Source organism: Clostridium lacusfryxellense, assembly GCF_018861735.1.
GTDB lineage: Bacteria > Bacillota > Clostridia > Clostridiales > Clostridiaceae > Clostridium_AD > Clostridium_AD lacusfryxellense.
Window position 1 is genome coordinate 1 of record NZ_JAHLEB010000063.1, and the last position, 12,603, is coordinate 12,603.

The 12,603-nt window shown below is 30.0% G+C and carries 10 protein-coding genes; 1 reads left to right on the top strand and 9 read right to left on the bottom strand.

The window, feature by feature from the left end:
• Positions 1 to 813: 813 nt before the first annotated feature.
• Positions 814 to 1,494 carry a ferric reductase-like transmembrane domain-containing protein gene (locus tag KPL55_RS22325; protein ID WP_216308972.1) on the top strand — a complete coding sequence of 227 codons (681 nt, stop codon included), beginning with the start codon at positions 814 to 816 and terminating at the stop codon, positions 1,492 to 1,494.
• Between the two features lie 396 nt (positions 1,495 to 1,890).
• Here the strand turns inward: KPL55_RS22325 and KPL55_RS22330 are convergent, their stop codons facing one another.
• The 9 genes from KPL55_RS22330 to KPL55_RS22370 all read right to left on the bottom strand — a co-directional run bounded on the left by KPL55_RS22330 (position 1,891) and on the right by KPL55_RS22370 (position 12,568).
• Positions 1,891 to 3,612, bottom strand: coding sequence for a cache domain-containing sensor histidine kinase (locus KPL55_RS22330; protein ID WP_216308973.1), 1,722 nt, complete (start codon positions 3,610 to 3,612; stop codon positions 1,891 to 1,893).
• A gap of 4 nt (positions 3,613 to 3,616) precedes the next feature.
• A complete protein-coding gene (locus tag KPL55_RS22335) occupies positions 3,617 to 4,384 on the bottom strand; it encodes a response regulator transcription factor (RefSeq protein WP_216308974.1) in 768 nt (255 codons plus the stop codon).
• An 18-nt stretch (positions 4,385 to 4,402) separates the two neighbouring features.
• On the bottom strand, positions 4,403 to 5,269 hold the full coding sequence (locus KPL55_RS22340; protein WP_216308975.1) for a PilZ domain-containing protein: 867 nt from the start codon (positions 5,267 to 5,269) through the stop codon (positions 4,403 to 4,405).
• A 141-nt stretch (positions 5,270 to 5,410) separates the two neighbouring features.
• A complete protein-coding gene (gene msrA, locus KPL55_RS22345) occupies positions 5,411 to 6,535 on the bottom strand; it encodes a peptide-methionine (S)-S-oxide reductase MsrA (RefSeq protein ID WP_216308976.1) in 1,125 nt (374 codons plus the stop codon).
• 20 nt (positions 6,536 to 6,555) lie between these two features.
• On the bottom strand, positions 6,556 to 7,107 hold the full coding sequence (locus KPL55_RS22350) for a redoxin domain-containing protein (protein WP_216308977.1): 552 nt from the start codon (positions 7,105 to 7,107) through the stop codon (positions 6,556 to 6,558).
• Positions 7,108 to 7,124: 17 nt separating this feature from the next.
• On the bottom strand, positions 7,125 to 7,838 hold the full coding sequence (locus KPL55_RS22355) for a cytochrome c biogenesis CcdA family protein (RefSeq protein WP_216308978.1): 714 nt from the start codon (positions 7,836 to 7,838) through the stop codon (positions 7,125 to 7,127).
• Positions 7,839 to 8,030: 192 nt separating this feature from the next.
• Positions 8,031 to 10,100 carry a beta-galactosidase gene (locus KPL55_RS22360; protein ID WP_216308979.1) on the bottom strand — a complete coding sequence of 690 codons (2,070 nt, stop codon included), beginning with the start codon at positions 10,098 to 10,100 and terminating at the stop codon, positions 8,031 to 8,033.
• 261 nt (positions 10,101 to 10,361) lie between these two features.
• Entirely contained in the window at positions 10,362 to 11,192 is an 831-nt protein-coding gene (locus tag KPL55_RS22365; protein ID WP_216308980.1) for an HAD-IIA family hydrolase, read from the bottom strand.
• A gap of 17 nt (positions 11,193 to 11,209) precedes the next feature.
• On the bottom strand, positions 11,210 to 12,568 hold the full coding sequence (locus KPL55_RS22370) for a sn-glycerol-1-phosphate dehydrogenase (RefSeq protein ID WP_216308981.1): 1,359 nt from the start codon (positions 12,566 to 12,568) through the stop codon (positions 11,210 to 11,212).
• Positions 12,569 to 12,603: the final 35 nt, after the last annotated feature.

The window sequence follows — 12,603 nt, forward strand, 5'->3', positions numbered from 1 at the left end:
TGAGCCAGGATCAAACTCTCAATTTAAAAGTTTACACTTTTTAGTTGAAATAATTAATCTGAGACAACTGTTAAGTTGTTACTCAAGCTCATTACATACTTTTTAGTCTTACGACTAAATTTTACTTTATACTAAAGTAATTGACTGGTTTAACAAAATATTATTTTGCTAAGTTTACCTATTTCTCTGTTTAATTTTCAAAGACCAATTTGTTTGTCATCAAGTGACGACTTCTACTATAATACTAGGTATATCTTGTTTTGTCAACTAATTCTTTTAATAAGTTTTCATTTAAAACTTGATTAAATTGTAATTAACATTTAGCTTAGTGTGCCACTCGTTCGTGACGACAAGGAGTATTCTATCATATAAATAAGGTCATAATTTCATTCCATATGTCTTCTAGCTAGATTATCCTCATATTTCTACATATAAGTATATATAATTCGATATATTGCACTTGGATACGCATGGCTAAGTATATCAAATATATCTTTAATTATGGTTTAAATCTAAATATTGATATGGTCTTATATCTTTAAAATTTTTAAATACCTTAATAAACTATCTTTAAAAAATCTACAGAAATATTTATATTCATATTAGTATACTCTGAAATATCTAGCGTTATATAGGTACTATGGTTTGATTCTATATATAGAAGGGATTTTTTCAGTAACATATTATTTCATAACATTTATATGTTTTCCAATAATATTTTCACATACAAAAGTAGTTGACTTAATTAAATTAATAAAGTAAAATGACTTTGATAATCATTATCAAACAACACATCCGCGAAGGAGCATCAATATGATTTTAATCTATACTCTAACTTTTGTTATACTTTTATCCCTGTTTTGTACATCCAGCATTAAAAAAAATTATCGCACTTATTATTTAGCATCAACACTAATTGCAATTATTACTACGATTTATGAAATTTTAAGGATAAGTTCAAATGCAAAACTTTATGGATTTGCTCTTTACCTTGAAAAAGCATTTATGAGAGGACATATTTCTATAGCATTTTTTATTTTAGTAATGTTTGCAGGTGCTCTTAACCCTAAATGGAAAATAACAAGAAGGCTACTAAGCATCCGGGCAGAGATAGCTATTATAGCATCTATACTTATTATACCTCATTCTATTGTATATTTGGTTCGCTTCATTTTACTTAAACTTCCCAAAATTATTAAAACAGGTATAATCCCCCCCCTCTATATAGGTTACATTATTATTGGTATTATAGCATTTATAATAATGATACCATTATTCATTACATCATTTAAAAAATTCAGGTGCAAAATGAAAAGCAAGGACTGGAGAAATTTGCAAAAGAAAGCATATATATTTTATTTTTTAGTATACATACACATCTTACTTATTATGTTAAATGAAAAACAAATTGATATGTTGAAATTAAGTAGTTACTCAATAATATTTGGTACATATACAATATTAAGACTAACAAAACATATAAATAGTAGGTGATTTACATTAAATTATAATTAAAAGTGCCATTCTTCATATAGTAACTGTTTCAGCTAACACCATTGGTTTATTTTCACACCTGTAAGTAAAACACAGCTTTAACGACATATGCGTTAGTACTGTATTTTATTTACCAATGTTTAGCTGTAGCTTCATTATTACTCTTTCTCATTTTGATAAATACCGTAATGCAATTTCCTTATAAGGCTTAATTCAATCGCTGTATGTACTTATTTTCAATTATTCATCCGGCTTATGAGCTTGTTTTTCTTCACCTGGTCCACAAATAATAACCGATAAATCATTGTTTAACCCTGAAACAAATATGGCTGCCTCTATACAATACGCTACACCTTTCCCTTCATATTCATATCCAAACAGTTTTGTTTCTTATATTTACATTTCACCTACTCTTATATAAACACAAGTACCCTCTCCTATAATAGACTCTATCTTCACCCCATACTCTTCGCCATAATATAATTTTATACGTTTATCAACATTTTTTATTCCTACTCCACCAAGTTTAATATCTTTAGTAGATTTTCCACTTTTTAATATACTTAAATCAAAACCATCACCATTATCTCTTATTGTAAATATAATATCTTTACCCTCTTTTTTTACATTTATAAGTATGATCCCTTTTCTATCTACTTGCCTTATTCCATGATAAATCGCATTTTCTACAATAGGTTGTATGATAATTTTCAGAATCTTTTCTTGACTTATATTTTCATCACAATTGATTTCACAACTTAGCTTATCCCCATATCTCTGCTGCTGAATATATAGATATTGCTTTATATGTTCTATTTCATTAAATACCGTTGTTATCTCATTCCCCCCATTTAGTGATAATCTGAAAAATTGAGCAAGCGCCTTTGTAAGTGATACAACTTTTTGAGTATCTTTAAATTCTGCCATCCAAGCAATTGTATCTAATGTATTATACAAAAAATGAGGGTTTATTTGGCTATGCAAAGCATTTAACTCAGAGGTTCTCAAATACTTTTCCTTTTGAATTATTTCTTCTAAAAGTATTTTTATTCTTTTAGTCATATTATTAAAGTGAGTAGCTAAACTTAGTACCTCATAGCAACCTTTTTCATCTAACTCTACTGGAGTAAAATCTTCTTCAATATTTCTCATAGCCTCTTCTAGTTTTGCTATAGGCCTCGTTATCCTTCCTGCAAAATAACTTCCACTGTAAGCAATTATACATAAGAACATAATACTTATAACAACTATAGTTTCTATTAAGTTTTTTCTCATTAATTCTAGTTCATTTAGGCTTGATACTCCAAATAAAGTCCAATCAGTGTTTTTAATTTTATAACGCTGAATTACCATTTTATTTTTATTATCGTATCCCATATCCATTTTACTCTCTTTTATTAAATTATCTTGAAGTTTTGGACTAATAAAATAATTTGTATCTTTATGATAAACAACTTCATTTCTATCATTTAGAATAAAAACATAATCTTTATCCCCAACATTTAAGTCATTTAAAAAGTTATCAACAATCTTATATTTAACATCTATTAAGAGTACCCCTAAATTGTTACCTTTTTTATCTCTTATCTCCTGACTAATTGAAATAACCCAATTGTCTTTATCCATTGAAAAATTTTGCATCCTTGCTTTTGTCAAAACGGGCATGTTATTACTATTAATAGCATTAACATACCATTGTTGCTTCATCATATCACTTGACATAGACATATTTAATTTTTTTTCATTTGATATAAGCCTTCCATCTTTACCTACTATTATGATTGATTTTATAGATGAATCACTTTCAATTGTATTCTTTAATAATAAATTTAAACTTGACGCGTGCTCTACACTTTCTTTTCCAGTTAAATATTTTATAGCTTCATTATTCTTAACCAAAATATTAGATATTACTTTGAGTTTATCCACGTAAAGTTCCACATAATTTCCGCTTTTTTCTACAGCTATTTTTGTAGCATTTAAATCTTTGCTTAGTTCTATATTAAAAAAACTATTATATAGAATAAATCCCATCAGAAAAATAGCTATTAAACTTGCTATAAAATAAAAACTTGTGATTTGAAATTTTATTTTATTATAAACTTTAGGTTTACTCATAAATTTAGCCTCTTACTTTCTCTTTATATTGATTTGGAGATAAACCGAATTTCTTTTTAAAAGCAGTACTGAAATAATTAGGATCTTCAAACCCTACAATCTCTGCTATTTCGTAATTTTTCATATCAGTACTAAGTAATATAATCTTCGCCCTTTCCATCCTTTCATTAAAAACATATTCCTGAAAAGGCACACCCATTAATTTTTTAAAAAGATTACTAAAATATCCAAAGCTAAGACCCATTTTATCAGAAATTAAAGTTAAAGATAACTGAGGATTAGAAATGTTATCTTCAATCTCCTTTTGTATTTTTGCCTTGTATCCACTATCATCATCTAAATTAGGTTTATTCTTAAGGCCACTAACAATAGATTTTATCTCCTGCTTATATTTTTCTTCGCTTAGCTTATTAATTAATTTCGCAAGCACCTCTCCTATATCTTTTTTAGATGCAGGTTTTAAAATATAATCATCTACCCCCAGCTTTAAAGCAGTTTGAGCATAATCAAAATAATCATAACCCGTAACAATGCCTATCTTCACATCAGGTTTTATGGATTTACACGCTGCAGTAAATTCTAATCCATTCATTTTAGGCATATTAATATCTGCGAGAATTAAATCTGGTAATTCTTGTTTGAAAATTTCTAAAGCATCTTTCCCATCACCAGCTTCCAATACCTTATATATATTGAGTTCCTTAAAATTAACAAAAGATAGAATCCCTTTTCTGATAATATATTCATCCTCAACTATTAATAACTTATACATATTAGCTCCACATCCTTTTTATACCCACCACTCTACGTTATCCTTTTCATTATTTGCGTAATTGTACTTTAATCTAAAACATTTCTGCGACAATAAACCTTTTTCTAAAGTTAAATCCATTACTTCATCTAATATTTTACCTATCATTTCCTTTTTGAACTTAGGTATATGAAATTCTACACCATATTTATATTTATTATCTTCATCTTTTATTCTCCACATTGCATATCCCTCAACATTAATCTCTATATTACCAATAACTATTATAAATTCTAATATAGTCTCCTCATCTATGGGTACATCAATGTCGGAAATAAAATGAATACCGTTTTGTGAAATATTATCTATTAATATGGTTTGCCACTGCTCGATGCGTGATATATTGCTAAATGAGTCTACTTTTAATTTTGCTCTAAACTTATTATTAAGATTATACCTTTTATATATTCTCTTGTTAAATTTTCCATTATATTTTTTAATGCAATCTACCATATCTCCTGAGCAAAGTGCACAATTTTTTAAAATACCATCTTCACTTAAACCGTTAAGATCGCTTATAAACTGCTGCTCTTCATCATTAATATTAATAAACTGAACCCCATATCTATATATACCACCATCAATTTCTTCTTTTCTAATAATATATCCATATAAAGCGGTATTACCCTCATTGATTGTCAATTTAAACTCAATCAGCATATTATCACTAACTGGAAGGTTTAAAGTAAATAGAAACATAAGACCACCGAAGCTGATATTTTCTACACAGATATTTCCTTTTCCTGTAGTAACCGTTTTATTATTGAATTTAACAATAGAAATTTGTGTACATATTGGTGTTTCACATTGGATTCTAAAAAACTTTCTACTATCTCTTGTTTCCATAAAAACCTTCCTTTCTTCCAGTAACTTGTTTTATTTAATTATCGTATACTCTCACCAAGTTCTTAACTATAAATAAAAGGTTGAAGTAAATAAAAGATTGAAGTAAATAAAAGGTTGAAGTAAATCAACCTTTTAAAATATTTATTTTATTAAGTTAAGAAGGTATCCATAACCTTCACCTTCCATTTTGTCCATTGGTATAAATTTTATAGAAGCGCTGTTTATGCAATATCTCTTTCCTCCCTTATCCTTTGGACCATCATCAAACACATGACCTAAATGTATATTTCCACTTCTACTCCTAACCTCAGTTCTAGTCATATTATATTTTTTATCCTCTTTAAGTGTAATTACCTCAGCAGCTATTGGTTTAGTAAAACTTGGCCATCCGCATCCTGAATCATACTTATCAATCGAAGAGAATAGTGGTTCACCTGTCACTACATCTACGTATAAACCAGCTGCAACATTATCAAAATAATCATTAGAAAAAGCTTTTTCTGTATTATTCTCAACTGCCACCGCATATTGTATATCTGTTAACTTAGTTTTTAACTCTTCATTACTAGGTCTAGGATATTTTTTAACATCTATAGTTACCTCATTATCACTAAGCTCGGAGAAATCTATATGACAATATCCATTAGGGTTTTTCTCCAAGTAATCTTGATGATATTCTTCTGCTAAAAAGAAGTTCTTTAATGGTAAAACTTCAGTATAAATCTTATCTGTATATTTCTCTTGCTGCTTTCTAATTACTTTGTCAGCTACTATTTTATCCATATCGTTCTTATAATATATACCCGAGCGATATTGGTTGCCTACATCATTTCCTTGTCTATTTTGAGAAGTTGGATCTACTACTTTAAAAAAATCAGTTAAAAGAGTTTCTAAACTAACCCTGTCTGGATCATATTGAACATACACTGTTTCCGCAAAATTTGTTTTTCCTGAACTAACCTCTTCATAGGTTGGGTTATCTTTATTACCATTAGCATAACCTGAAGTCACATCATATACGCCATATATTCTAGCCATATATGCTTCAACACCCCAGAAACATCCACCAGCAAGCCATACTTCTTTTAATTTTGCTTTATCGTACTTTATATTAGTATTAGGATTATTAGGAAATTTCGATGTTTCAGTTGATACATTAGGTTTGTTATTAATTTTATTTTTCACTTTGGATATAACAGGTAGTAAAAACACAACCCCTACTATAAAAACTATCCCAACAATTAATCCTAAAAATTTAGTTTTCATAAAATTACCACCTTTCTAATTTATTTTACATCTTTAAATTCAGACTTAATCTTTTCATTGTTATAATGTCCTACTATTTTTTTAACTAGAGTTCCATCACTTCCTATAACTACTGATGTTGGATAGCCTCGAACTTCATATTTATTAGCTATGGTTCCACCCTCATCTAAAAGAACAGTTAAATTCTTATATTCTAAACCACTAAACCATTTTTTAAAATCTTCTGAATTTTTCTCTCCTCTGAAACCAGGTGATACTATATTAATTACTTCAAAATCTTTATCAGCGCCAGCTAACGTATTCATCTCATCTAAGCCTGCCAGGCATATAGAACACCAAGATGCCCAATATTTTATATACACTTTTTTGCCAGCATAATCAGATAACTTATGATTTACCCCTTGAAGGTCCTTTAATTCAAAATCAGCTGCCCTCGAACCCTGATTCATTGCTTTTACTTCACTATTTGTTTTATTTTCAACATTAGTTTTATTACTTCTAGCACATCCGGATAAACTTAAAGTAATTAAACTAGCTATCAATAATGCACCTATTAATTTTATATTCCACATATTTTTTCCCTCCTATTTTATTCGAATAGTTTTGTAATCAAATTCAAGTTATTATTCATTAGCAATATACCCATTAAAATTATAATTATCCCACCAGCAATTTTTATCTTATCTAAATGCTTATTCAACTTTTTAACATGTCTTAGAAGACCATCTGAGAAAATTGCAATTATTAAAAAGGGAATCATTAAACCTAATGAGTAAATTATCATAAGCCATACTCCATATAATGCCTGACCACCTGTTGCTGAAATTCCAAGTACTGCTGCAAGTATAGGTCCTATACATGGTGTCCATCCGAAGCTAAATGAGAATCCTAATAGGAAAATTCCAAGTATTCCATTATCGCTCCTTAAGATTAATCTTCTTTCTCTATCTAACCCTTTTAAATGTACTAATCCAGTTTGATGAATACCTAAAATAATAACTATAAGCCCACAAAATGTTATAAATAATTTACTATTGATTAGAGTTCCAAGAGAACCAGCACCAAATCCTAATATTATAAAACTTGTAGATATTCCACCTACAAATACTAATGTCTTTGCTATAACTATAAGGTTTATATTTAATCTGCCTAATTTTTTAATATATTTATCTTGATTTCTATTATTTTGATCTCCTGCAAAAATTGAAATATAAACTGGAAGTAATGGCACTAAGCACGGTGAAAAGAAAGAAAAAATTCCAGCTACAAAAACCGTACTCATAAATATTTGATTAGTTAACATTTCACCCACCACCTTTGTTTTTTTTATTATGTTTATAATACTATTATAATAATATATAGAATTTTAATACATAGAATATGATAATGTAATTATTCAATTATTCTATATTGATATAATAAAAATAAAACACAGCATTAACGATTTATACGTTAATGCTGTGTTTTGCTTTTAATTCTGTGTTTGCTTTTAATTCTATATCTGAGATTTTCTCTTCATTACTTTAAATCCAAACGGTGTCAAATTAGTTTCGCCTTCTAAATTACTTCCAGAAAGTATGTCTTCATATACAACCCCTTCTAAAACAACTTTTTCTTCACCATTGTTAAAGTTCATTAAAAATATAAAGTCATTTTCACCATCAGACCTTAGTTGAGCCGTAACCCCTTTGGGTAACTTTGCGTTAACTGCTGGTTTAATTCCAAGTCTAGTAATTAACTCACCATAAAATTTTTCATTAAAATCATCTTTGTTTCTTGATGCGATGTAATATGCGTTTCCATAACCATATTTATTAACTGTAAGAGCAGGTCTTCCAGCAAAGAAGTCTGATTTATAAGTGGCAAGTACTTCTGCCCCTTCCACATGTATTAAATCAATTAACTCTCCCGTTTCATATTCACCTTTTATACCCATCTTATTGTCATAACTAAATATTATATTATTTGATTCATCATCATAAAGACTCTCTATCTCCTCTGACCATATTCCTAGAACTTTTCTAAGTGGTCCTGGGAAACCCCCTAAATAACATAAGTCATTTTCATTTACTATTCCAGACCAATAGGTTGCTACAAATGTTCCTCCATTTTTAACAAAGGCTTCAATTTTTTCTCCCACACCTGGTTTTACCATGTAAAGCATAGGTGCTATAAGTAACTTATAACTAGAAAAATCGCATTCCATATCGATTATATCTACTGGTACTCCGCTTTCCCAAAATGCTTTATATTGTGAGTGTACAGTCTCCTCATATTTCATTCCACAATTTCGTGGACCTTGAGAATCCTTTATAGCCCACCTGTTTTCCCAATCAAAAATTATAGCAACTTCTGGTTGTACACTTGTGCCTAAAACTTCATCTAACTTTTCAAGAACCGACCCTACCTCTGTAACATCTCTAAATACTCTAGTATTTTCATGACCGCAATGATCTACAACTGCGCCATGAAATTTTTCGCTTGACCCTCTGCTTTTTCTCCATTGAAAATACTGCACTGTATCCGATCCATGAGCTACAGCTTGAAGTGATGATAATAAATGCATTCCTGGCTTTTTAAGTTTACTAATAGCTTGCCAATTTGTAGCACTTGGAGTACTTTCCATTAACATAAAAGGTTTGCCATTCTTTAAAGTTCTAAATAAATCATGGTTCATAGCTATCCTTGATGCTAAATTTGACTCATCCACCTTTTCATGCCACTTTGGATAGTTGTCCCAGGAAACTATGTCGAGAACTTCTGTAAACTTCCAATAATTTAATCCATCAAATAGTTCCATAAGATTTGCTACAACAGGTAACTTAGGGTTTATCTCTTTTAAAGGTTTGATTTCCTCTTTGCAAAAATCAACAGTTTGATCTGTAACAAATCTCTTCCAATCTAAAGTTAATCCATGTACACCTGCTTCACCGTGAGGTGCTGGCGACTGTATTTGAGACCAGTCAGTATATGTATGACTCCAAAAGGTAGTCCACCAAGCATCATTCAAGCTTTCTAGGGACCCATATTTATTTTTAAGCCATGTTCTAAAAGCGTCCTGGCACAAATTACAATGGCATTCGCCACCATATTCATTAGAAATATGCCAAGCTAGTATTCCAGGGTGATTTGAATACCTCTGTGCTAATTTCTTATTTATTATTTGAGTTTTTTCTCTATAAACTGGAGATGTAAAACAGTGATTGTGCCTTTGACCATAAAGATTTCTAACCCGGTTTTCTCCTACTCTTAAAACTTCAACATAATTTGCTGCCATCCATGCAGGTCTTGCTCCTGTTGGGGTAGCTAAAATTGTATATATACCATTTTCATATAGCCTGTCCATTACATTATCAAGCCATTCAAAATTAAATACTCCTTCCTGCGGTTCTAAAGTAACCCAGGAAAATATACCTAAAGACACTACATTGCATTTTGCTAGTTTCATGAGTCTTATATCTTCTTCAAATATTCCAGGATATTTAAGCCATTGTTCTGGGTTGTAGTCTGCTCCGTGATAAAAGTGATTTAACTTATCATTAATTAATGGAAATTTTTTTATCATTGTTTTCACCCCATAAAATATATATTTTTATATAACTATTGCCCCTATAAACGTTTTCAATTCATGTAATTTATATTCTAATATATAATTTTATATTTAAGGATAAGAGTAATAATTATAGGATAACATTCTTCAAATGTATAAGATATAGCAAAATGTTCTGAACCTAGTAAAATATTATGGAACATGTTAAGTTAAAGGCATTATATATTCTGTATATAAAAGCAATTAAAGGAAGCCAAAAGGCTTCCTTTAGAATTATTATTGATAAATTTCTTCTAACACGTTTTTCACTCCACCTAATGATTTAAAAATAAGTGTAGGTTGTATTTCGGAGTCAGCTAACTCCTCAAGTTTTGCTTCTCCTGACAAAACAAGAATTGTAACAGAATTATTTCCTTTTCCAATAGCTATGTCGGTATATAGTCTGTCTCCAACAAAAGCAACTTCCTCCTCGAGAAATCCAGTATCTTTAAGGACATATTTTAATGTATGATGCGACGGTTTACCAAAGAATTCTGGAACCACTCCTGTAGACGCTGTAATCATAGAGCATATAGATCCACAATCTGGTATAAATCCATCTTCTGTTGGACAATTAAAGTCAGGATTTACCCCTAAAAAGGTAGCTCCATTTCTTATATATTCACAAGCTTTAGAAACATTTTCATACACTAGCGATGTATCAAACCCTACTACAACAACATCTGCATCCTCAGTAACCACATTAATGTTTGCAGCCTTAAAATCATTTATTAAATACTGCGTACCCAAAACAAATACTTTTTTATTTGGCATATTTTCTTTTATATAATTAATTATTACATAATTTGAAATGAGCATTTTATCATCACTCAAATTGTATCCCATTTTTTTAATTCTCTTTATATAAACTTCTGCATTTTTAGAGGAGTTATTTGTAAAAAATTTAAATGGGATATTGTTTTTTTCGAGCTTCTGCAAAAATTCTATAGAACCCTCTAATATTTTATCTCCTAAATAAACAGTACCATCAAGATCAAGGATAAAACATTTCACTTTTTTTAGAATATCTTTTGAAGTCTCTTTTGTATCAAGTGTTCTACCTACCATACCTATAATATCTCATTTTATTTGTAATATATGTCCGTTATATAACTAGCTGCATCATCTAACTTCCCTATATCTTCAAGAAGTTGAAGAATGCCATATCTATTACGCATATCTTTTGCAGCAATCAAACTTTTTCTAAAGATTTCTTTGCTAAGACCTAACTCCTTTGGATCCCAAACTGCACCTGCTTTTTTCAAAGTATTAATTATATCTTCCGGCGCTGGAACTTTAGTGTCACAAATACTTTTTAGCTCGGACCAATGCTCTAATATTTTATGCATAGTATCTTCTCTTTCCCTCTCATTAAAATTAATACTATCTTGCTTAAATTCAATAATATTTGTTGCACTAATAGTGAATACATCCGTTATATTTTTTATCCACTTATTTTTATCTAGATGCAAATAGTCACCTTTCTTTAATATTTCATTTATATCTAAGTCTTTTGCAAATTTATAAGCGTAAGCTACAACTCCCACTCCTACACCAACAGTATTACCATGGAGCCATTTTGAATTATCACCGCCGTTCATAAACATCATCTCATAACAATGTGATATATAATGTTCTCCACCAGATGCAGGCCTTGAGGCTCCAACCATTCCAATAGCAACTCCGGATAAAATTAAAGCATCAGTTATATTTTCTACAGTTTTTGCATCTCTACTTGTCACCCCAGCTGCTGCTTCCTCACACTTTTTCAAAGTACTTAAAACTAATTTCTCAACCTCAGGACAAAAGTACTCGTTGTTTAAAGTTTTTGCAATATGCCAATCTGCAAGGGCAGTATATTTACCTAGAATATCTCCAAGGCCTGCTTGAAGCATCTGCATAGGAGCCTGCTTCATAATATCAATATCACAAACAATTGCTAAGGGGTATACGCCGTCATAAGTAACTTTTACCCCATCTTTTATTAATGGAGAAACTACGGATGCGTAACCATCCATTGATGGTGCTGTCCCCACAATTACATAAGGAATCCTGAGTTTACAACCCAAAAACCTTGATATATCATTAATAGTACCTGATCCTACAGCAATAATTAGTGATGTATCAACTGGTATTTCAAGGATTAACCTTCCAAGGCTTAATTCATTAGGATGTAAATGTTCCTCTTTATATACGTATTTACTAACTTTAAATTTACCTCTTAATAATTCTTCAACTTTTTCACCTGCTACTTCATAGGTATGTGAATCCTCTATAATAAACACTTTCTTGCCTTCATAAGCCTTTATTACATTGGGTAGCTCGGTAATAACGCCGTTACCAACCTTTATTGTTTCTATGCCTACACTATGATTTTTACCACATGAACACTTGTAATTAAGACCAGTCATTTCTTCTACGCTTAGAGCGCATAAATCTTCCATAATCTTATCCTCCTTAGATTTTTATATAAATTAAT

What these genes read in the sequence shown, in the direction of transcription:
- KPL55_RS22340 (WP_216308975.1), bottom strand. Translation starts at nt 5,269, where the DNA reads ATGGAAACAAGAGATAGTAGAAAGTTTTTTAGAATCCAATGTGAAACA.
- KPL55_RS22335 (WP_216308974.1), bottom strand. Translation starts at nt 4,384, where the DNA reads ATGTATAAGTTATTAATAGTTGAGGATGAATATATTATCAGAAAAGGG.
- KPL55_RS22350 (WP_216308977.1), bottom strand. Translation starts at nt 7,107, where the DNA reads ATGTGGAATATAAAATTAATAGGTGCATTATTGATAGCTAGTTTAATT.
- KPL55_RS22325 (WP_216308972.1), top strand. Translation starts at nt 814, where the DNA reads ATGATTTTAATCTATACTCTAACTTTTGTTATACTTTTATCCCTGTTT.
- KPL55_RS22365 (WP_216308980.1), bottom strand. Translation starts at nt 11,192, where the DNA reads ATGGTAGGTAGAACACTTGATACAAAAGAGACTTCAAAAGATATTCTA.
- KPL55_RS22360 (WP_216308979.1), bottom strand. Translation starts at nt 10,100, where the DNA reads ATGATAAAAAAATTTCCATTAATTAATGATAAGTTAAATCACTTTTAT.
- KPL55_RS22370 (WP_216308981.1), bottom strand. Translation starts at nt 12,568, where the DNA reads ATGGAAGATTTATGCGCTCTAAGCGTAGAAGAAATGACTGGTCTTAAT.
- KPL55_RS22355 (WP_216308978.1), bottom strand. Translation starts at nt 7,838, where the DNA reads ATGTTAACTAATCAAATATTTATGAGTACGGTTTTTGTAGCTGGAATT.
- msrA (WP_216308976.1), bottom strand. Translation starts at nt 6,535, where the DNA reads ATGAAAACTAAATTTTTAGGATTAATTGTTGGGATAGTTTTTATAGTA.
- KPL55_RS22330 (WP_216308973.1), bottom strand. Translation starts at nt 3,612, where the DNA reads ATGAGTAAACCTAAAGTTTATAATAAAATAAAATTTCAAATCACAAGT.